The following is a 20,930-nucleotide window of genomic DNA, read 5'->3' as shown; positions in this document are numbered from 1 at the left end:
GCCTTTGGATCTTGAAGAGCCGCCGCAGATGGCGCTGGACGAGGCGCAGGTGGTTTTTCTGGGCGAACAGCACGACAATCCCGGCCATCACGCAAGGCAGGCGGAGCTTGTGGCCGAACTGCAGCCCGTGGCGCTGGTGTTCGAGATGCTGACCGCCGAGCAGGCCGCGCGGGTGACCCCCGATCTGCGCGGCGATGCCGCAGCACTGGCCGAGGCTCTGGGCTGGGCTGACAGCGGCTGGCCCGATTTTTCCATGTATCATCCGATCTTTACCGCCGCCCCCGAGGCGGTGATCTTTGGCGCGCAGATGCCGCGCGAAGAGGCGCGGGCGGTGCGCGATGCCTCCCCCGCCGAGGTGTTTGGCCAGAGCGCCGGGTTCTACGGGCTCGACCAGCCGCTGCCGCCCGAACAGCAGGCGGCGCGCGAGGAGGTGCAGCGCGCCGCGCATTGCGATGCGCTGCCGCCCGACATGCTGCCGATGATGGTCAACATTCAGCGCCTGCGCGACGCGCGCCTCGCCGAGGTCGCGCTGGAGGCTTGGGCCGAACATGGCGGACCGGTGGTGGTCATCACCGGCAATGGCCATGCCCGCGCCGACTGGGGCGCGCCCGCGCTGCTGCGCTTTGCTGCGCCAGAGGTCAGCGTGGCGGCACTGGGGCAGGGCGAGACCGGGCGCGGCGCCCCCGAGGGGCGCTTTGACGCGCTGGAGGAAAGCGCGCCGGTGGATCGCGGCGATCCCTGCGCCGAGTTCGAGGCGCCAGAGGGCAACTGACCCCCACCTTCCGGAGATTGAGTTTTGCCTGCGGGGTCTCTAACTGTGGGGCCGAAGTTGCGGGCGGGCTGATGCGTCCGCGACAGGCCAGAGGGGGCGCCGCCATGCTGTCGGGCAAACGTATCCTGTTGATCCTTGGCGGCGGGATTGCCGCCTACAAGGGGCTGGAGCTGATCCGGCTGCTGCGCGGGCAGGGCGCTGCGGTGACCCCGGTGATGACCGCTGCGGCGGAACAGTTCGTCACCCCGCTCGCCGTCTCCGCCCTTGCTGGCGAAGCCGTGCATCGCGACCTGTTCGACCTGACCAAGGAAGCCGAGATGGGGCATATCCAGCTGTCCCGCGTGGCCGATCTGGTGCTGGTGGTGCCCGCCACCGCCGATCTGATGGCGAAGATGGCGCAGGGGCTGGCGGGCGATCTTGCCTCCACCCTGCTGCTGGCCACCGACACGCCGGTGATGATCGCCCCTGCCATGAATGTGCGCATGTGGCAGCATCCCGCCACCCAGCGCAATCTGGCAGTGCTGCGCGGCGATGGCCTGCGCGTCGTTGGCCCCGACGAGGGCGACATGGCCTGCGGCGAATTTGGCCCCGGGCGCATGGCGGAACCCGGCGCGATCCTGCAGGCGGTGCGCGCGGCGCTGGTGGCTGGCCCGCTGGCCGGAAAGCGGGTGCTGGTCACCTCCGGCCCCACACATGAACCCATTGATCCGGTGCGCTATATCGCCAACCGCTCCTCTGGCGCGCAGGGCACGGCGATTGCCGCGGCGCTGCGCGATCTGGGGGCGCAGGTGGTGTTTGTGACCGGTCCCGCGCAGGCCGCGCGCCCCAAGGGCGTCGAGGTGATCGAGGTGGAGACCGCCCGCCAGATGCGCGCCGCCGTGCTGGCGGCCCTGCCGGTCGACGCGGCGGTGTTTGCGGCGGCTGTGGCGGACTGGCGGGTCGCCTCCGAACATCTGTCGAAGATCAAGAAGACGAAGGGCGCGCTGCCGGTGCTGGAATTCACTGAAAACCCCGACATTCTGGCCGAGGTGGCGCAGCTGCCAGAGGCACGGCCCCGGCTGGTGGTGGGATTTGCGGCGGAAACCGACGATGTGGTGGCGCACGCCACCGCCAAACGCGCGCGCAAGGGCTGTGACTGGATCCTCGCCAATGATGTCTCTCCGGCGACGGGCATCATGGGCGGGCCGGACAATGCCGTGGTGCTGATTTCTGACGAGGGCGCCGAGGTCTGGCCGCGCATGGCCAAGGCCGAGGTGGCGGCACGGCTGGCGCAGCGCATCGCAGAGGCGCTGAGGGCATGACGGAAGGAACGGATATGGTCACGATCAAGGTGATGTGGGACGAGGGCGCGGACCGCGCGCTGGGGCTGCCGGGCTATGCGACGGGCGGGGCGGCGGGCGCCGATCTGCGCGCCAACCTGCCCGACCGGGGCGAGATCACGCTGCAGCCCGGCGCCCGCGCGCTGGTGCCCACCGGGCTGCGGCTGGCGATCCCCGCAGGCTACGAGGTGCAGCTGCGCCCGCGCTCCGGCCTTGCGCTGAAACATGGCATCACCCTGCCCAACACGCCGGGCACCATCGACAGCGACTATCGCGGACCCTTGGGGGTGATCGTGATGAATGCCGGATCCGAACCCTTTACCATCGCGCATGGCGACCGCATCGCGCAGATGGTGGTGGCCCCGGTGGTGCAGGCGGCGCTGCAGGTGGTCGAAGAGCTGGACGAGACGCTGCGCGGCGTCGGGGGCTTTGGCTCCACCGGGCGGCGCTGATGCTGCTGGTTCTGGCGCTGGCGGCGGCGATCTGGGGTCTGGGGCGCCTGATGGGCGCCTCGCGCAGCGCGCGGCTTTATCTGCTGGGGCTGCTTTATGTCGCGGTGCTGATGATCCATGTGGCGCTGCCAGAGGGGCATGGCCTGCGCGCGGCGACGGGCGGCAGTGCCGCGCTGTGGCTGCTGCTGGGGGGCTTTGCGGTGCTGGTGCTGGTCTATAGGCTGGGGCTGGGCAAGCTGCGCGCCCGGGCGCAGCCGCAGGTGGATCCCGCCCCCGTTTCCGCCCGCATGTCCGACAGCGAACTGGACCGCTACGCCCGCCATATCGTGCTGCGCGAACTGGGCGGGCCGGGGCAGAAAAAGCTGCGCGCGGCGCGGGTGCTGGTGGTGGGGGCGGGCGGGCTTGGCGCGCCTGCGCTGCAATATCTGGCGGCGGCGGGCGTGGGCACCATTGGCGTGATCGACGGCGATGTGGTGGAAAACGCCAACCTGCAGCGGCAGGTGATCCATACCGATGCGCGCATCGGCATGCCAAAGGTGTTTTCCGCGCAGGCGGCGATGCTGGCGCAGAACCCGCATGTGACCGTGCGCCCCTATCACCGCCGCCTGACCGAGGAGATCGCGCCGGAGCTTTTCGCCGACTATGATCTGGTGCTGGACGGGACCGACAATTTCACCACGCGCTATCTGGTCAACCGCGCTGCGGTGGCCGCGCGTCTGCCGCTGGTCTCCGGCGCGCTCAGCCAGTGGGAGGGGCAGCTGTCGGTGTTTGATCCCGCGCGCGGCGCCCCCTGCTATCAGTGCCTGTTTCCCGAAGCCCCGGCACCGGGGCTGGCGCCAAGCTGTGCCGAAGCGGGGGTGCTGGGGCCCTTGCCCGGCGTGGTGGGCGCGATGATGGCGGTGGAGGCGGTCAAGCTGATCGCGGGCGCGGGCCAGCCGCTGCGCGGCGAGATGCTGATTTACGACGCGCTTTGGGGCGAGACCCGCAAGATCCGGCTGCACCGCCGCGCCGATTGCCCGGTCTGTGGTGCTGCTGCGCCCGATCTTGCCAAGCCCTGACCGCGCGCCATACTGCCGCCTGACCCTATTCCGGAGAGATGAGTGATGATCGCCCGACTTGCCGCCCTGTTCTGCCTTGCCGCCGCCCCGCTTGCCGCGCAGGATCTGCCCGACCTGCAGGGGCGCGAGGTGGTGGTGGCCACCGAAAACGCCTATCCGCCGCTGCAGTTCGTCGATCCCGCCAGCGGCACGCCGGTTGGCTGGGAATATGACGCGCTGGCCGAGATCGCGGCGCGGCTGAACATGACCGTGGTCTATGAAACCATCGCATGGGACGCGATGATCCCCGCCGTCAGCGAAGGCCAGATGGACATGGGCATGACCGGCATCACCATCCGCGAGGACCGGGCGGAGATGGTGGATTTTTCCGCCCCCTACATGCGGTCGGAAATGGTCATGCTGGTGCGGGGTGACGAGGCGCGGTTTGACGATGCAGCCTCTTTCGCCGCCGATCCCGACCTGCTGATGGGCGCGCAGCCCGGCACCACGCCGTTTTACGTCGGCGTCTACGAGGTGCTGGACGGCGACGAGACCAACCCGCGCATCGCCCTGTTCGACACGTTCGGCGCCAGCGTGCAGGCGCTGCGCACCGGCGATGTGGATCTGGTGCTGACCGATGGCACGGCGGGGGCGGGCTATGTCGCGGCCACGGACGGGGCGCTGAAGATCGTGGGCGACAAGCTGGGCGCCGAGGATTTCGGCTTCATCTTCCCCAAGGGATCGGATCTGGTGGCGCCCGTCGATGCCGCCATCGCGGCGCTGCGGGCGGATGGCACGCTGGAGGCGCTGAACACCCAGTGGTTCCTCGATTACAAGATGGGCGAGTGAGCGGGCAGGCGTGAAGACCCCGGAGCAGGATTTCCCGTGGTGGCTGCTGGTCGCGGGCGGGCTGGGGGCGCTGGCCTTCGCCTCTGTGCTGGCCGAGGCCGAGCAGCGGCAGGTGCTGGCGACGCTGCTGCGCGGGGTGCAGGTGACGGTGGGGGTGACGCTGGTCAGCTTCGCCGCGGCCTCGGTGCTGGGGCTGGCGCTGGCGCTGATGTCGCTGTCGCGCTCGCTGCTGCTGCGGCAGGTGGCGCGGTTCTACACCGAGATCCTGCGCGGCCTGCCGATCCTCGTGCTGCTGCTGTATGTGGCCTTCGTGCTGGCGCCCGCGCTGGTGGCGGGCTGGAACTGGGTGGCGGGGCATCTGGGGCTTGATCCCGCGCGGGTGCGGGATTTTCCGCTGCTGTGGCGCGCGGTGCTGGCGCTGACGCTGGGCTATGCCGCCTTTCTGGCGGAGGTGTTCCGGGCGGGGCTGCTTTCGGTGCCCGAGGGCCAGATCGAGGCGGCGCAGGCGCTTGGCCTGTCGGACTGGCAGCGGTTCCGGCTGATCGTGCTGCCGCAGGCGCTGCGCACCATCCTGCCGCCGCTGGGGAATGATTTTGTCGCCATGGTCAAGGACAGCTCGCTGGTGTCGGTGCTGGGGGTGCTGGACGTAACGCAACTGGGCAAGGTCACGGCGGCGGGGAATTTCCGCTATTTCGAGACCTATAACGTGGTGGCGCTGATCTATCTGACGCTGACCATCGGCCTGTCGCTGCTGCTGCGCCGGCTTGAGGCGCGGCTGCGCGCGCGGCCCTGACCCGTTTGCCCGTGGCGGCGTTGGAGCCTCCGGCGGGGATATTTGGGGCCAATGGAAACCACGGGGCGCGGGGCATTGCGGGGGGCGGCGCGCGGGATTAGCTTTCCGGCAAAAGGAGAGTGTTCATGACCAATCCGCTGCTGGCCACATGGGAGACGCCGTTCGGGCTGGCGCCTTTCGACGCCATTTCCGACGAGGATTTTGCCCCCGCGCTGGAGGAGGCGCTGGCGGCGCATCTGGCCGAGATCGAGGCAATCGCCGGGGCCGCAGCGCCTGCGAGCTTTGCCAATACCATCGAGGCGATGGAGGGGGCGGGGCGCGCGCTGGATCAGGTGCTGTCGGTGTTTTTCACCGTGGCGGGATCGGACAGCAACGAGGCGCGGCAGGCGCTGCAGCGGGAGTTTTCGCCGAAGCTCGCCGCGCATAGTTCGGCGATCTATGCCAATGCCGCGCTGTTTGCGCGGGTGCGCGATCTGTGGGAGCGGCGCGACGCGCTGGATCTGTCGCCCGAGGAGGCGCGGGTGCTGATGCTGACGCATCGCGGGTTCGTGCGGGCGGGGGCGGCGCTGAGCGGGGCCGAGGCTGCGCGCATGAAGGAGGTGAAGTCGCGGCTGGCGGTGCTGGGCACGCAGTTCACCCAGAACCTGCTGAAGGACGAGGCGGCCTGGGTTCTGCCGCTGGCGGAAGGCGATCTGGAAGGGCTGCCGGAATTTGTGGTGGATGCCGCCCGCGCGGCGGGGGCCGCATTGGGGCGGACGGGGCCGGTGGTGACGCTGTCGCGCTCGCTGATCGTGCCGTTCCTGCAGTTCTCGTCGCGGCGCGATCTGCGCGAGGCGGCGTGGCGGGCCTGGACCGCGCGCGGCGAGAATGGCGGCGAGACCGACAACCGCGCCATTGCCGCCGAGATCCTGCGCCTGCGCGAGGAGCGGGCCGCGCTGCTGGGTTATGCCGATTTTGCCGCCTTCAAGCTGGAGACGGAGATGGCGGGCAGCCCGGACCGGGTGCGCGATCTGCTGCGGCAGGTCTGGGAGCCTGCGCGCGATGCGGCGCTGCGCGATCAGGCGCAGATGGAGGAGATGCTGCGCGCCGAGGGTCTTAACGACGCGTTCCGGCCCTGGGACTGGCGCTATTACGCGGAGAAGCGGCGGCAGGCGCTGCATGATCTGGATGAGGCGGAGCTGAAGCCCTATCTGCAGCTTGACCGCATGATCGAGGCGGCCTTTGCCTGTTCGACACGGCTGTTCGGGCTGGAATTCCGGCCGCTGGACGTGCCGCTTTACCATCCCGACTGCCGCGCGTGGGAGGTGACGCGGCAGGGGCGGCATGTGGCGGTGTTCATCGGCGATTATTTCGCCCGCGCCTCCAAACGCTCCGGCGCGTGGTGTTCGGCCATGCAGGTGCAGGCCAAGCGCCCCGAGACCCGCGCGCCTGTCGTGCTCAATATCTGCAATTTCGCCAAGCCCCCGGCGGGCAAGCCCGCGCTGCTGTCTTATGACGACGCGCGCACGCTGTTTCACGAATTCGGCCATGCGCTGCACCAGATGTTGTCGGATGTGGAGTTTGCCTCGATCTCCGGCACGTCGGTGGCGCGGGATTTTGTCGAACTGCCGAGCCAGCTTTACGAGCACTGGCTGGAGGTGCCGGAGGTGCTGGAAACCTATGCCACCCATGCCGCGACCGGGGCGCCGATGCCGCGCGCGCTGCTGGACAAGGTGCTGGCGGCGGCGAGTTTCGACATGGGCTTCCAGACGGTGGAATATATCGGCTCGGCGCTGGTCGATCTGGAGTTTCACAGCGGCCCGGCCCCGGCGGATCCCATGGCGCGGCAGGCCGAGATCCTTGCCGGTCTGGGCATGCCCGAGGCCATCGCCATGCGCCATGCCACGCCGCATTTCGCCCATGTCTTTGCCGGGGACGGCTATTCGGCGGGCTATTACAGCTACATGTGGTCCGAGGTGATGGATGCCGACGCCTTTGCCGCCTTTCAGGAGGCGGGCGGCGCCTTTGATCCCGAAATGGCGGCGCGGCTGGAGGAGTTCATCCTGTCCAAGGGCGGATCCGAGGAGGCGGAGGCGCTTTATACCCGGTTCCGGGGCCGGATGCCGGGGGTCGAGGCGCTGCTGAAGGGCCGCGGGCTCGCCGCCTGATCGGAGTGCTAGAACGGCAGGCGGCGGAGGCTGTAACCCTCTGCCGCCAGCAGATTGGCCACGCCGTCCTCGCCGAAAAGATGTGCGGCGCCAAAGGCTGCGACCACGGGTGCCTCGGTTGTCGCCGCGGCCTGCAGGATCACCGGGATCCAAGCGCGGTTGCGGTTGGTCAGCAACTGCGTCTCCATCGCGTCGAAGGCGGCATCAAGGGCTGCGCTGTCCGTGGCGCCGCGTTGGGCGATGACGCGCGACAGGGTCCAGGCTTCGGCATTGGCCTCGTCGAAATAGGCGTTGATGGTGGTGACGATCTGGTCGGCGCCGGTGTCCTGATCGGGCAGGCTGGCCACCAGCATCTGCGCCTGCACCTCCAGCGGTTCGGCGTTGAACACGTTGAAGATCGTGTCCACCGGTTCCAGCGCGCGGGTGGGCACCTCTGCCGTATCGGCCAGATCCTGCAGCTGCGCGTCAAGCCCGCCATCCGCCTGCAGCAGATCCATCGCGCAGGCCGGGGTGGCCAGCAGCATCGACAGCATCCATGGCTGGAACTTCGCCGCCATGACGGCGGGAATGCCGCGGCTGCGCGCGGCTTCGGCCAGACGCTGCCAGTCGGCCTCGGGCAGCACCTCGGGCAGGGTGGCGCCGGTCAGGGTCAGCAGGCCGGGTTCGGTGGCCATGCGCTGCTCCAGCCGGGCCTTGGCTGCGGTATCCGCCTCCAGCAGCAGCAGCCCCGCCGCCTCGATCACCGGGGCCAGCCGCGTCACCACCGGATCAAGCCGCGCATCGCCCAGATGGATCGTGCCGATCAGGTGGATCACTTCGCCGTCCTTCTCGGCCAGCCAGTGATTGCCGGTGGCATAGGGCAGGCCGTCCAGCGCCGCCTGCTGTTCGGCCTGTTCCTCGGCGGTCAGGCTGGCGCGCAGGTCGGTGCCATGGCATTGCGCGGCAGCGGCGGAGGGCAGGGCGAGGGCAAGCAGCAGGGCGAAGGCGGGACGCGGCATCTGGCTTCCTTTGTCAGGGGGTGACGCAGAGGGTAGGACAGGCGCAATCTGGCGGCAAGGGAGCAGACATGCAGCGGGAAAGCGATCTTTACGCGCCGGTCAAGGCGCTGCTGACCCGGCAGGGCTATGAGGTCAAGGGCGAGGTGGGCGCTGCCGATCTGGTGGCGCTGCGCGGGCACGAGCCGCCGCTGGTGGTGGAGCTGAAGCTGCGCCTGTCGCTGGCGCTGTTCCATCAGGCGGTGGCGCGGCTGCGGCTGACCGAGCATGTCTATATTGCCGTGCCCCGCCCCGAAGGCCGCAGCGCCCGCCGGGTGCTGCGCGACACGCTGACGCTGTGCCGCAGGCTGGGGCTGGGGTTCATCGTGGTGCGCGAGGGCCGGGCCGAGGTGCTGTGCGATCCCGGCCCCTATGCGCCGCGCCGCAACGCCAAGGGGCAGGCGGCGCTGCTGCGCGCCTTTCACCGGCTCAGCGGCGATCCCAATGCGGGCGGCGCCACCCGGCACGGGCTGGTCACCGGCTATCGGCAGGACGCGCTGCGCTGCGCCGCGCATCTGGCTGAACAGGGGCCCGCGCGCGGGCGCGACGTGGCGGCGGCAACAGGGGTGAAGACCGCGACGCGGCTGATGGCCGACAACCATTATGGCTGGTTCGCGCGCGTCTCGCTGGGGGTCTATGCGCTGACCGAGGCCGGGCGGGCCGGGCTGGTGCATTGGGCCGACAGCTGGGAGGACTAGCCGCGCCGCTGGTTCACCCGTTCACGGTAGAGCGTGTAAAGCCCCGAGGCGATGATGATGCCGCAGCCGATGAAGGTCCACAGATCCGGCAGGTCGGCAAAGACCAGAAAGCCGTAGATCGTGCTCCAGACGATCATGCTGTATTGCACGGGGGCCAGCACCGTGGCCTGCCCGATGTCGAGCCCGCGGATCAGCAGGAATTCCCCCAGCGCCGCGCAGACCGCCATGGCGAGCGCCAGCAGCACCAGCGTGCCGCTTGCGGGTGTGACCCAGACAAAGGCCAGCGGCACCGAACAGAGCAGGGTGGAGGTGATCGAGGTATAGGTGACGGTGGTGGCGATGCTGTCATGGCCGCTGAGCATCCGCGACAGGATCTGGCGGCTGGAAAACAGCAGGGCGGCCAGCACCGCAAAGCCGATGGCGGGGTGAAACACGCCCATGCCGGGCCGGATCACCACCAGCATGCCCATGAATCCGGCGGCCACGGCGGCCCAGCGGCGCGGGCCCACCGGCTCCTTCAGCACGAGCGCGCCGATGACGGTGACGATGAACGGCGCCATGAAGGTGACGGCGGTGGCATCGGCCAGCGGCACGAACCGCAGCGCCATGATGAAGCAGAAGGCGGATCCCAGCGCGATGGCGCCGCGCAGCATCTGCAGCACCGGATGCGGCGTGCGCAGGATATGGCTGCCGCGCAGCGCCAGCAGCACCATGACGCCGACGAACAGCCCCGACTGCCGCAGCCAGACCACCTGCACCGCCGGCAGTTCCTGCGACAGCAGCTTGGCCAGCAGGTCGGTGATGCCGAAGGCAAAGAACCCCAGCGCCATGAACAGCAGGCCGCGCGGATTGTCGGGCGTATTGGAGGACGAAAGCGGGCGCGCCGAAAGCGGCGTGACGGGCAAGGCCATGAGGGGGTTCCGATTCCCGATGCTGGGGTGGGTCCAAAGGATCAGGTTTCCTGACCCTTTGCACGGGCATAAAACCGCCTTTCGCGGAAAAACCCGGATTTTCGGCCAAAATTCAAGGCCCGGGGGTGCGGGGCGGCCATGGCAGAGGCGGGTCCGGATGCCCATATGACAGGGCAGGACGGCGGCCCTGCGTCTTAAAAATTTCGCGAAGCTCATGTTGACACGACTCGCTCTGCTGCCTAGCTATGCCTCGTTAGCACTCGACCCCTATGAGTGCTAACGGCGCCTCCCCGAGGCGCCCAAGGGACAAACTTTGAGCTAGGAGAGCCTCGAAGATGGCATTCAAACCGCTTCATGACCGCGTGCTGGTCCGCCGTGTCGAAGGTGACGACAAGACCAAGGGCGGTCTGATCATCCCCGACAGCGCAAAAGAGAAGCCCGCCGAAGGTGTGGTCGTGGCTTGCGGCGAAGGCGCACGCAAGGACAGCGGCGAACTGATCGCGATGGCCGTGAAGGCTGGCGACCGCATCCTGTTCGGCAAATGGTCGGGCACCGAAGTGACGATCGACGGGCAAGAGCTGCTCATCATGAAGGAATCGGACATCCTCGGCATCACCGAGGCCGCCTGATCCCGGCTGACCGCTCCCGGGGGCGATCCGCGCCTCCGTCCGTCTGATATCAAACCCTTATTCAGGAGAACTCGCATATGTCTGCTAAAGACGTGAAGTTCAGCACCGACGCCCGCTCGCGCATGCTCAAGGGCGTGAACATCCTCGCCGACGCGGTGAAGGTCACGCTGGGCCCCAAAGGCCGTAATGTCGTGCTCGACAAATCCTTCGGTGCGCCCCGCATCACCAAGGACGGTGTGTCGGTCGCCAAGGAAATCGAACTGGAAGACAAGTTCGAGAACATGGGCGCCCAGATGGTGAAGGAAGTCGCTTCCCGCACCAATGACGAAGCTGGCGACGGCACCACCACCGCCACCGTTCTGGCGCAGGCCATCGTCCGCGAAGGCGTGAAGGCGGTTTCCGCCGGCATGAACCCGATGGACCTGAAGCGCGGCATCGATCTGGCCACCTCCAAGGTCGTGGCTCACATCAAGGCCGCAGCCCGCAAGGTTGAAAACTCGGACGAAGTTGCTCAGGTCGGCACCATCTCCGCAAACGGCGAGGCCGAAATTGGCCGTCAGATCGCCGATGCGATGCAGAAGGTCGGCAACGAGGGTGTCATCACCGTCGAAGAGAACAAAGGCCTCGAGACCGAGACCGATGTCGTCGAAGGCATGCAGTTCGACCGCGGCTACCTGTCGCCGTACTTCGTGACCAACGCCGACAAGATGATCGCCGAGCTGGATGACTGCATGATCCTGCTGCACGAGAAGAAGCTCTCGTCGCTGCAGCCGATGGTGCCGCTGCTCGAGTCGGTGATCCAGTCGCAGAAGCCGCTGCTGATCATTGCCGAAGACGTCGAAGGCGAAGCGCTGGCGACCCTCGTGGTCAACAAGCTGCGTGGCGGCCTGAAGATCGCCGCCGTGAAGGCACCGGGCTTCGGTGACCGTCGCAAGGCGATGCTGCAGGACATCGCGATCCTGACCGGCGGTCAGGTGATCTCCGAAGATCTGGGCATGAAGCTTGAGAATGTCACCATCGACATGCTGGGCCGTGCCAAGAAAGTGTCGATCACCAAGGACAACACCACCATCGTGGACGGTGCCGGCGAGAAGGCCGAAATCGAAGCGCGTGTGTCCCAGATCCGCACCCAGATCGAAGAGACCACCAGCGATTACGACCGCGAGAAGCTGCAGGAACGCGTGGCCAAGCTGGCTGGCGGTGTGGCTGTCATCCGCGTCGGCGGCATGACCGAAGTGGAAGTGAAAGAGCGTAAGGACCGCGTCGACGACGCGCTGAACGCGACCCGCGCTGCCGTTCAGGAAGGCATCGTGGTCGGCGGCGGCGTCGCTCTGGTGCAGGGTGCCAAGGCGCTTGAAGGCCTCACTGGCGCCAACAGCGACCAGAACGCCGGGATCGCCATCGTGCGCAAGGCTCTGGAAGCTCCGCTTCGTCAGATCGCCGAAAACGCCGGTGTCGACGGTTCCGTCGTGGCAGGCAAGGTCCGCGAGTCGACCGATCTGCGCTTCGGCTACAACGCCCAGACCGACGAATATGGCGACATGTTCAAGTTCGGCGTGATCGACCCCGCAAAGGTCGTGCGCACCGCGCTGGAAGACGCAGCCTCGATCGCTGGCCTGCTGGTGACCACCGAAGCGATGGTGGCCGACAAGCCCCAGAAAGACGGCGGCAACGCTGGCGGCGGCATGCCCGACATGGGCGGCATGGGCGGCATGATGTAAGACAGCCCTTCGGGACTGTCTGCCGCAAGGCTAAGACGCACGGGGGGCCACTGGCCCCCCGTGTTGTGTTCCGGGCTCTTGCCATGGCCGCCGCGCTGCGGTTGAAACGGCGCATGACCGGACCGGATTCGACATTCGAGGCGCCGCACTGGGCGCAGGGCACCCTTGTCGCCGGGGTGGACGAGGTGGGCCGTGGCCCGCTGGCAGGGCCCGTGGTGGCCGCCGCCGTGGTGCTGGACATGGCCCGCATCCCCGAGGGGCTGAACGATTCAAAGAAGCTGAGCCAGAAGCGCCGCGAGGCGCTGGAGCCGATGATCCGCGCGGTGGCGGGGGTCGGGCTGGGCGTGGCGACGGTCGAGGAAATCGACAGGCTGAACATCCTGCAGGCGAGTCTGCTGGCCATGCGCCGGGCGGTCGCGGCGCTGCCCGTGGCGCCGGGTCATCTGCTGGTCGATGGCAACCGGCTGCCCGATCCGCTGCCCTGTCCGGGCACGGCGGTGATCGGCGGCGACGCCCGTTCGGTCAGCATCGCCGCCGCCTCGGTGGTGGCCAAGATCCACCGCGACGCGCTGATGCGGGATTTGGCGCAACACCATCCGGGCTATGGCTGGGAAACCAACGCGGGCTATGGGTCCAAAATCCACATGCAGGCCCTGCAAAATCTGGGCATAACGCCCCACCATAGAAGATCTTTCCGACCTATCCACAACATCTTGTATCAAGTCGAAATCTCAAGGGTTTGATTCAAAAAACAAATTGACCCCGAATCACCTTTGACTCATCTTCGCAGCCAGCCACAGAGCGCGCCGACGCGCCGCGGGACCAGAGGCAGAGAATGACGACGATGACCAAGATCAAGGGTGCTGCGGCGCTTCCCCTCAACACGATCCTGCGCGGCGACTGCATCGAGGCGATGAATGCGCTGCCGGAAGCGTCGGTCGATCTGATCTTCGCGGACCCGCCTTACAACCTTCAGTTGAAGGGAGATCTGCACCGCCCCGACAATTCGCGCGTCGATGCGGTGGACGATCACTGGGACCAGTTTTCCAGCTTTTCGGTCTATGACGCCTTCACCCGCGCATGGCTGAAGGCCGCGCGGCGGCTGCTGAAACCCAATGGCGCGCTCTGGGTGATCGGATCCTATCACAATATTTTCCGCGTCGGCACCGCGCTGCAGGACGAAGGCTACTGGATCCTTAACGACGTGGTCTGGCGCAAGTCGAACCCGATGCCGAATTTCCGCGGCAAGCGGTTCACCAACGCGCATGAGACGATGATCTGGGCGTCCAAATCCGAAGGGTCGAAATATACCTTCAATTACGAGGCGCTGAAGGCGCTGAACGAGGGCATCCAGATGCGGTCGGACTGGGTGCTGCCGATCTGCAATGGCGGCGAGCGGCTGAAGGACGCGCAGGGCGACAAGGCCCATCCCACGCAGAAGCCCATGTCGCTCTTGCACCGGGTGCTGGTCGGCTCGACCAATCCCGGCGATGTGGTGCTGGATCCGTTTTTTGGCACCGGCACCACCGGCGCCGTGGCCAAGATGCTGGGCCGCGACTGGATCGGCATCGAACGCGAACCCGCCTATATCGAGGTGGCGGAGCGGCGCATCGCCGATGTCCGTCCGCTGGACCGCGCCGCGCTGGAGGTGTCCAGTTCCAAGCGGGCGGAGCCGCGCATCCCCTTCGGGCAGGTGGTCGAACGCGGCATGCTGCGGCCCGGCGAAATGCTGGTTTCGGCCACGGGCAAGCTTGCCAAGGTGCGCGCCGACGGCACGCTGATCGGCGAGGATGTGAAGGGTTCGATCCATCAGGTCGGCGCCCATCTGGAGGGGGCTCCCTCCTGCAACGGCTGGACCTACTGGCATTTCAAGCGCGACGGCAAGACGGTGCCGATCGACGTGCTGCGCCAGCAGATCCGCGCCGAACTGGCCGACCGCCCGAACTGATCGCTGCGCAGGCTGCCGCAGCGCCATCCCCGTCTGCCGGTCGGCGGGCGGGGATTTTCTTTGCGGTGCCGCAAATGCTCCGGCAGTCTCAAAGCCTTTGTTTACCCGGCCCTGATACCGACAGCGCAGGGCGCAAGCAGCGCCGGTCGAGCTGTCAAGGGACCGATGATGAGCAGGCTTTCCATCCGCTACCAATTGCTGATCCTTGGATCGGTGTTCATGCTCCTCACTCTGGGCGTGGCGGTCACGTCCTGGATCGTGCAGGCGGGCATGACCAACCGCATCGGATTCAGCCGTGATGTCATCCATCAAAGCCAGTATCTGCTGCGGTTGCAGATGACGGTGGACAGTGCTGCCACCCATCTGCTGGAGTTTGATCATGGCAATGCCGAAGGGCTGGTCGACGCGCGCGAGGTTTTGCAGGGCGTCGGTGGTCTGGTGGCCGAGGGCACGAAGGTGTTTACCGATACCGAACGCCCTGAATCGAGCCGACCGGAATTCCTGCCGCAGCTCGAGGCCGTGGCAGAGCAGGCAAGGCTGATGCTGCCGTCTCTTGATCTGCTCGGCGCCCCCGGCATTTCTGTGGAACAGCGCGAGCTGCAGATGACCACCGTGGTGCTGCCGGCGCTGGAGGATGTCACCGCGGCCATCGGCAGGATCCGCGACCGGCTGGATGTGCTGATGGTCGCCGAAGAACAGGACTCGGTCAGGGCGGCGGAGACGGGTGTCTGGATCCTTGTGGTCACCAATGGCAGCGCCGTGCTTGCCTCGCTGCTTGGCGCGCTGTTTTTTGGGCGGGTGCTGTCACGGCCCTATCTTTCGGTCGCGGGCGCGGTGGAGCGGATTGCCGATGGCGAATATTCCGCGCGCATCGACGGCGTGCTGCGCCGCGACGAGGCCGGGGCCATCGCCCGCAGCCTCGAGGCGCTGCGCGACAAGCTGCAGCATTCGGAAGCCGTGGCCGAGAAGGAGCGGGTGACCAACGAGCGCCGCATCGCGCTGTTCGAGGCGCTGGGGGATGCCATGGGCGCGATGGCGCAGGGCGAGCTTGGTCACCGCATGACCGCAGAAGACTGGCGCGACATTGGCGAAAGCTATGTCTCGCTCTGCAACGATTACAACGCTCTGGCCGGCAAGATCGGCGATCTGATCGCCTCGCTGCGGGACTCGGCGCTGATGGTGCAGCGCAACTCGCAGGAGCTGTCCACCATGTCGATCGAAATGTCGCGCCGCTCCGAGGTGCAGGCGGCCACGCTGGAAGAATCCGCCGCCGCACTTGAAGAGCTGTCCTCCAGCGTCAAGGCGGCGGCGGAGCGCGCCGAAGAGGCGGATCGCCGGGTGTCCGATGGCCGCCGCAGGGCCGAAGAGGGCGGGCTGGTGATGGAGCGGGCGCTGGCCGCCATGAGCTCCATCGCGGGCTCGTCCGAGCAGATCACGCAGATCATCGGCGTGATCGACGACATCGCCTTCCAGACCAACCTTCTGGCGCTGAATGCCGGGGTCGAGGCGGCGCGGGCCGGGGAAAGCGGCAAGGGTTTTTCCGTCGTGGCCTCCGAAGTGCGGTCGCTGGCGCAGCGGGCCTCGGAATCGGCGCGCGAGATCAAGGCGCTGGTCTCCAACAGTTCGCAGCAGGTGCGCGATGGCGGGCAGCTGGTGGAGCAGACCGGCGCCTCGCTGGCCGATATCGTGCAAAGCGTGAACGAAGTGTCCGAGATGGTCGCCGAGATCGCCACCGCCGCGCGGGAGCAGGCCGCCGGGCTTCAGGAAATCAACGTGGGCGTGGCAGAGCTGGACAAGGTGACCCAGCAGAACGCCGCCATGGTCGGCGAGACCAGTTCCGCCAGCCAGCAGCTTAACAGCGAGGCGCAGCGGCTGAGCGCGCAGCTGAGCCGCTTCGTGGGCGAAGAGGGGGCGGATCTCGCCGATGTGGTGCCGGTCTCCGCCCCGCCAAGCAGCTTTGCCCCGGCAGCGCCGTCGCAACCCGTCATGGTGCAGCCCATCCGCGCCGCTATGGGGGGCGGCGTCTCATGGCAGGAGTTCTGAGCCGCTGCGGCTCAGGAGCTGGCGCGGAGGCGGGTCAGCCGATCCGCCCGCCCGCATCACCCACCTGACCGCGATGCAGAAGCAGATGATCCAGCAGCACGCAGGCCATCATCGCTTCGCCCACCGGCACGGCGCGGATGCCCACGCAGGGATCGTGGCGGCCTTTGGTCACGATCTCCGTCTCGGTGCCGTCGCGCGTGATGGTCCGCCGCGGCGTCAGGATCGACGAGGTCGGCTTGACGGCAAAGCGCACCACCACCTCCTGCCCGGTGGAGATGCCGCCCAGAATGCCGCCCGCATGGTTGGAGCCATAGACCGGACCGTCGGGGCCCATGAAGATCTCGTCGGCATTCTCGGTGCCGGTCAGCGCGGCGGCGGCCATGCCGTCGCCGATCTCCACGCCCTTGACCGCGTTGATCGACATCATCGCCGCCGCCAGTTCGGTGTCGAGCTTGCCATAGATCGGCGCACCCAGACCGGCAGGCAGGCCCTCTGCCACCACCTCGATGACGGCGCCGACGCTTTCGCCGGATTTGCGCAGCCCGTCCAGATACTCGGCCCAGTCTGCCGCCGCCTGCGCATCGGGGCACCAGAACGGGTTGCGGGCGATCTCCTCGGCGTCATACCGGGCGCGGTCAATGCCGCGCGGCCCCATCTGCACCATGGCACCCCGGATCGTCAGCCCCGGCATAAGCTGCGCCAGCACCGCCCGGGCCAGACCGCCCGCCGCCACCCGCGCGGCGGTTTCCCGCGCCGAGGACCGGCCACCGCCGCGATAGTCGCGCAGGCCGTATTTCTGGAAATAGGTGATGTCGGCATGGCCGGGGCGGAATTTCTCGGCGATCTCGGAATAATCTTTGGACCGCTGGTCGGTGTTTTCGATCATCAGCTGCACCGGGGTGCCGGTGGTCCGCCCGTCGAACACGCCCGACAGGATGCGCACCGCGTCGGGTTCGCGCCGCTGCGTGGTAAAGCGGTTCTGTCCCGGCTTGCGCAGATCCAGCCAGCGCTGCAGCGCCGCCTCGTCCACGGCGATGCCCGGCGGGCAGCCGTCCACGGTGGCGCCAAGCGCCGGCCCGTGGCTTTCGCCCCAGGTGGTGACGCGGAAGAGATGGCCGAAGGTGTTGAGGCTCATGGGCGGGTCTCCTTTGCGGCCCCTCCTAGGGCAGCGCCGCCTGCCGCTCAAGGGATTTCACCTTGCCAGAGCCGGGGCGCAGGGCTAGGTCTGGCGCTACCTCGGGGTGCCGGATCGAACCGGCTGAGATGCGCGACGCGAACCCGTTGAACCTGATCCGGTTGACACCGGCGGAGGGAAGGTTCCGGCCCCTTGGCCCGTCTTGCCCTCTCGCCGCAAGTATGGAGGATGCCATGAAGGCCATCACCTTTGCCGCGGGATGTCTGGCTGCCAGTTCCGCTCTGGCGCAGGACGCTGTTCTGACCGTCTATGCGGGCGATTACATCGTTTCGGAATGGGGGCCCGGCCCCCGGATCGAAGAGATGTTCGAGGCGCGCTGCAACTGCGACCTGCAGTTCCGTCCCGGCGACCTGCTGCCCCGGCTGCTGCTGGAAGGCGCGCGGACCGAGGCCGATGTCGTCTTTGGCCTGAACACCGACGTGACGAAACAGGCGCGGGAATCGGGGCTGTTCGCGCCGCATGGCGTCGATCTGGCGCCGCTGACCCTGCCGATCGACTGGCAGGACGACACGTTCCTGCCCTATAATTACGGCCACACCGCCTTTGTCTACAATAGTGACCGGCTGGCGGAACCGCCGCAGAGCTTTCAGGCGCTGCTGGACGCGCCGGATGACCTGAAGATCGTCCTTCAGGATCCGCGCAGCTCCATCTCTGGTCTGGCGCTGGTGCTCTGGGTGCAGGCGGTGTTCGGCGAGGAGGCCGAGGCGGCATGGGCGAAGCTTGCGCCCAAAATCCTGACCGTGACCCGGGGCTGGTCCGAAAGCTACGGCCTGTTCACCGAGGGCGAGGCGGATATGGTGCTGAGCTACACCACCAGCCCCGCCTATCACATCATCGCCGAGGATGACCGCAGCAAGAAGGCCGCGATCTTTCCCGAAGGTCACTACCTGATGGTGGAACTGGCGGCAAAGGTCGCCTCCACCGACCAGCCGGAGCTTGCGCAGCAGTTCATGGAATTTCTGCTGACGCCCGAGTTTCAGGAGATGATCGCGACCGGCAACTGGTCCTTCCCGGCGGCGCTGCCGCGCGCGCGCTGGCCAGAAGGTTTCCGCGAGCTGGACCTGCCCGAGACCGTGCTGTTCTATTCCGAAGACGAGGCGGCGGCGCTGCGCGACGAGGCGATCGAGGCGTGGCGGCGGGCGCTGTCGCAGTGAGCCTGCGCGCCCTGCCTGCCGCAGTGGCGGCACTGGCGGTGGCAGGGCTGGTGCTGGGGCCGGTGGCGGCGGTGCTGTGGCGCGCGGGCGACTGGGGGCGGCTTGGCCCCGGCGATTGGCAGGCGCTGCGCTTCACGCTCTGGCAGGCGCTGCTGTCGGCGGCCGTCAGCACCGTGCTGGCGGTTCCGCTGGCGCGGGCGCTGGCGCGGCGGCGGTTTGCCGGGCGCGGCCTGCTGGTGGCGCTGCTGGGGGCGCCGTTCATCCTGCCGACGCTGGTGGCGGTGCTGGGGCTGGTGGCGGTGTTCGGCCAGAACGGCGTGCTGAACGGCGCGCTGCGCGCCGCAGGACTGCCCACGCTCAGCATTTACGGGCTGCATGGCGTGGTGCTGGCGCATGTGTTCTTCAACCTGCCCTTGGCGACACGGCTGCTGCTGCAGGGCTGGCACGCCATCCCGGCAGAGCGGTTCCGCCTTGCCGCCTCGCTGGGGCTGAGCCCTTGGGCGCTGTTCCGCACGCTGGAGGCGCCGATGCTGACGCGCATCGCGCCCGGCGCCTTTGCGGTGATCTTTGTAATCTGCCTGTCGAGCTTTGCCGTGGCGCTGACGCTGGGTGGCGGCCCGCGGGCGACCACGGTGGAACTGGCGATCTATCAGGCGGTGCGCTTCGATTTTGATCTGGGCCGCGCCGCGCTGCTGTCGGTGGTCCAGCTTGGGCTTGCGCTGGCGGCGGGGCTGGTGGCGCTGCGGCTGGGGGCAGGGGTGGGGTTTGGCGCCGGGCTCGACCGGGTGCTGCCGCGCTGGGATGCGCGGGGCGGCTGGTCGCGGGCGCTGGACGCGCTGTGGATCCTGCTCGCCGCGCTGTTCCTGCTGCTGCCGCTGGCGCTGGTGGCCGCGCGCGGGCTGCCCGGCCTGCTGCTGCTGGATGCGGGCATCTGGCAGGCGGCGGGCCATTCGCTGAGCGTGGCGCTGGCCTCCACCCTGCTGTGCCTGATCTGGGCGCTGGCGCTGGCCAGCCGCTGGGGCGAGGTGGTGGGGCTGGCGGGCATCGCCGTCTCGCCGCTGGTGCTGGGCACGGGGCTGTTCCTGATCCTGCAGCCTCTGGTCAACCCGCTGAGCCTTGCGCTGCCGGTCACCACGCTGGTCAATGCGCTGATGGCGCTGCCCTTTGCGCTGCGCATCCTGCGCCCGCAGGCGCAGGCGGCCCGGCAGGATTACGGGCGGCTGGCGCAGACGCTGGGGCTGACGCCGCTGGCATGGCTGCGGCTGGTGCTGCTGCCGCGTCTGCGCCGTCCCTTGGGCTTTGCCGCCGGGCTGACCGCCGCGCTGTCCATCGGCGATCTGGGGGTGATTGCGCTTTTCGCCAATCCAGACCGCGCGACGCTGCCGCTGCAGGTCTACCGGCTGATGGGATCCTACCAGATGGACGCGGCGGCGGGGGCGGCGCTGCTGCTCTTGGTGCTGAGTTTCGGCGCATTCTGGCTGTTCGACAGGGGAGGGCGGATGGGTGCTGACGCTTGAGGGGCTGAGCTTCACCGAAGCCGATTTTACCTTGCAGGCCGATCTGGCGCTGGATCCCGGCGCGCGGGTGGCGGTGGTGGGGCCATCGGGGGCGGGCAAGTCCACGCTGCTGGACCTGATCGCCGGGTTCCGGACGCCGCAGGCGGGACGGGTGCTCTGGCAGGGGCAGGACATCACCGCCGCCCCGCCCGACCGGCGCCCGGTGGCGCTGCTGTTTCAGGAAAACAACCTGTTCCCGCATCTCGACCTGATGCGGAACCTTGGCCTTGCGCTGCGGCCCGATGGCAGGCGGCTGCGGGGACCGGAGCGCGAGCGGGTGCTCGCCGCCCTGTCCCGCGTCGGGCTGGAGGGGATGGAGGCACGGCGCCCCGGCGCGCTGTCGGGCGGGCAGCAGAGCCGCGCGGCCTTGGCGCGGGTGCTGCTGCAGGCCCGGCCCATTCTGGCGCTGGACGAACCCTTCGCCGCACTGGGTCCGGCGCTGAAGGCGCAGATGCTCGATCTGCTGCGCGAGGTGGCGGAGGATCTGGGCGCGCTGGTGCTGCTGGTGAGCCATGATCCCGAGGATGCCCGCCGCTTTGCGCAGGCGACGGTGCTGGTGGCCGAAGGGCGCGCGCATCCGCCCGTGGCGACGGAGGCGCTGTTTGCCGACCCGCCGCCCGCGCTGCGCGCCTATCTCGGGACTGGCTCCGGCACGGCGTAAGGCACGCCCGA

At 68.1% G+C, this 20,930-nt stretch carries 19 protein-coding genes and 1 riboswitch; of the genes, 16 read left to right on the top strand and 3 right to left on the bottom strand.

Features of this window, described 5'->3' with window-relative positions; translation table 11 throughout:
• The first annotated feature begins 28 nt into the window (after positions 1-28).
• The 7 genes from VK682_RS07135 (at position 29) to VK682_RS07105 (ending at position 7,369) form a co-directional block, all read left to right on the top strand.
• Positions 29-772, top strand: a complete 744-nt coding sequence (locus VK682_RS07135; RefSeq protein WP_230795430.1) for a ChaN family lipoprotein — start codon at positions 29-31, stop codon at positions 770-772.
• A 104-nt stretch (positions 773-876) separates the two neighbouring features.
• A complete protein-coding gene (coaBC, locus tag VK682_RS07130) occupies positions 877-2,073 on the top strand; it encodes a bifunctional phosphopantothenoylcysteine decarboxylase/phosphopantothenate--cysteine ligase CoaBC (RefSeq protein ID WP_230795398.1) in 1,197 nt (398 codons plus the stop codon).
• A 14-nt stretch (positions 2,074-2,087) separates the two neighbouring features.
• Entirely contained in the window at positions 2,088-2,543 is a 456-nt protein-coding gene (gene dut, locus VK682_RS07125; RefSeq protein WP_230795429.1) for a dUTP diphosphatase, read from the top strand.
• A complete protein-coding gene (locus VK682_RS07120; protein ID WP_230795397.1) occupies positions 2,543-3,601 on the top strand; it encodes a HesA/MoeB/ThiF family protein in 1,059 nt (352 codons plus the stop codon). The genes dut and VK682_RS07120 overlap by 1 nt, the downstream gene beginning before the upstream one ends.
• Positions 3,602-3,646: 45 nt before the next feature.
• Positions 3,647-4,429, top strand: coding sequence for a transporter substrate-binding domain-containing protein (locus tag VK682_RS07115; protein ID WP_230795396.1), 783 nt, complete (start codon positions 3,647-3,649; stop codon positions 4,427-4,429).
• A gap of 10 nt (positions 4,430-4,439) precedes the next feature.
• On the top strand, positions 4,440-5,222 hold the full coding sequence (locus VK682_RS07110; RefSeq protein ID WP_380715969.1) for an amino acid ABC transporter permease: 783 nt from the start codon (positions 4,440-4,442) through the stop codon (positions 5,220-5,222).
• A 125-nt stretch (positions 5,223-5,347) separates the two neighbouring features.
• Positions 5,348-7,369, top strand: a complete 2,022-nt coding sequence (locus VK682_RS07105) for a M3 family metallopeptidase (protein ID WP_324781603.1) — start codon at positions 5,348-5,350, stop codon at positions 7,367-7,369.
• An 8-nt stretch (positions 7,370-7,377) separates the two neighbouring features.
• Here the strand turns inward: VK682_RS07105 and VK682_RS07100 are convergent, their stop codons facing one another.
• A complete protein-coding gene (locus VK682_RS07100; protein ID WP_230795395.1) occupies positions 7,378-8,367 on the bottom strand; it encodes a TraB/GumN family protein in 990 nt (329 codons plus the stop codon).
• Positions 8,368-8,435: 68 nt separating this feature from the next.
• On the opposite strand from VK682_RS07100, the gene VK682_RS07095 reads away from it, so the two are divergent.
• Positions 8,436-9,101 (top strand): DUF2161 domain-containing phosphodiesterase, encoded by a 666-nt coding sequence (locus VK682_RS07095; RefSeq protein ID WP_230795394.1) that lies wholly within the window; start codon positions 8,436-8,438, stop codon positions 9,099-9,101.
• On the opposite strand, the gene VK682_RS07090 is transcribed toward VK682_RS07095, so the two are convergent.
• Positions 9,098-10,012: a DMT family transporter gene (locus VK682_RS07090; protein ID WP_230795393.1), complete on the bottom strand. Its 915-nt coding sequence runs from the start codon at positions 10,010-10,012 to the stop codon at positions 9,098-9,100. The two genes, VK682_RS07095 and VK682_RS07090, sit on opposite strands and share 4 nt — an antisense overlap.
• Before the next feature lie 335 nt (positions 10,013-10,347).
• On the opposite strand from VK682_RS07090, the gene VK682_RS07085 reads away from it, so the two are divergent.
• From VK682_RS07085 to VK682_RS07065, 5 genes are all read left to right on the top strand, one after another.
• Positions 10,348-10,641 (top strand): co-chaperone GroES, encoded by a 294-nt coding sequence (locus VK682_RS07085; RefSeq protein WP_089845754.1) that lies wholly within the window; start codon positions 10,348-10,350, stop codon positions 10,639-10,641.
• A gap of 77 nt (positions 10,642-10,718) precedes the next feature.
• Positions 10,719-12,362, top strand: coding sequence for a chaperonin GroEL (gene groL, locus VK682_RS07080; protein WP_230795392.1), 1,644 nt, complete (start codon positions 10,719-10,721; stop codon positions 12,360-12,362).
• Between the two features lie 113 nt (positions 12,363-12,475).
• A complete protein-coding gene (locus VK682_RS07075) occupies positions 12,476-13,105 on the top strand; it encodes a ribonuclease HII (RefSeq protein WP_230795391.1) in 630 nt (209 codons plus the stop codon).
• A 92-nt stretch (positions 13,106-13,197) separates the two neighbouring features.
• Entirely contained in the window at positions 13,198-14,310 is a 1,113-nt protein-coding gene (locus tag VK682_RS07070; RefSeq protein WP_089845750.1) for a site-specific DNA-methyltransferase, read from the top strand.
• Positions 14,311-14,478: 168 nt separating this feature from the next.
• Positions 14,479-16,353: a methyl-accepting chemotaxis protein gene (locus VK682_RS07065; protein WP_324781602.1), complete on the top strand. Its 1,875-nt coding sequence runs from the start codon at positions 14,479-14,481 to the stop codon at positions 16,351-16,353.
• A 34-nt stretch (positions 16,354-16,387) separates the two neighbouring features.
• On the opposite strand, the gene aroC is transcribed toward VK682_RS07065, so the two are convergent.
• Entirely contained in the window at positions 16,388-17,488 is a 1,101-nt protein-coding gene (gene aroC / locus VK682_RS07060) for a chorismate synthase (RefSeq protein WP_230795389.1), read from the bottom strand.
• 92 nt (positions 17,489-17,580) lie between these two features.
• A riboswitch (TPP riboswitch) is annotated at positions 17,581-17,684 on the top strand.
• Between the two features lie 37 nt (positions 17,685-17,721).
• Here aroC and thiB point away from each other — a divergent pair.
• Genes thiB through VK682_RS07045 form a run of 3 tightly spaced genes read left to right on the top strand, consistent with a single transcriptional unit; the run spans position 17,722 to position 20,919 of the window.
• A complete protein-coding gene (gene thiB, locus VK682_RS07055; protein ID WP_230795388.1) occupies positions 17,722-18,702 on the top strand; it encodes a thiamine ABC transporter substrate binding subunit in 981 nt (326 codons plus the stop codon).
• Positions 18,678-20,219, top strand: coding sequence for an ABC transporter permease family protein (locus VK682_RS07050; protein WP_230795387.1), 1,542 nt, complete (start codon positions 18,678-18,680; stop codon positions 20,217-20,219). Before thiB ends, VK682_RS07050 begins: the two co-directional genes overlap by 25 nt.
• Positions 20,206-20,919, top strand: coding sequence for a thiamine ABC transporter ATP-binding protein (locus VK682_RS07045; protein WP_230795386.1), 714 nt, complete (start codon positions 20,206-20,208; stop codon positions 20,917-20,919). Before VK682_RS07050 ends, VK682_RS07045 begins: the two co-directional genes overlap by 14 nt.
• The last annotated feature ends 11 nt before the right edge of the window (positions 20,920-20,930 follow it).

It is taken from the genome of Salipiger marinus (assembly GCF_035481585.1).
In the GTDB taxonomy this organism is placed as follows: domain Bacteria; phylum Pseudomonadota; class Alphaproteobacteria; order Rhodobacterales; family Rhodobacteraceae; genus Salipiger; species Salipiger marinus.
This window is presented reverse-complemented; position numbering and strand designations above follow the sequence as displayed.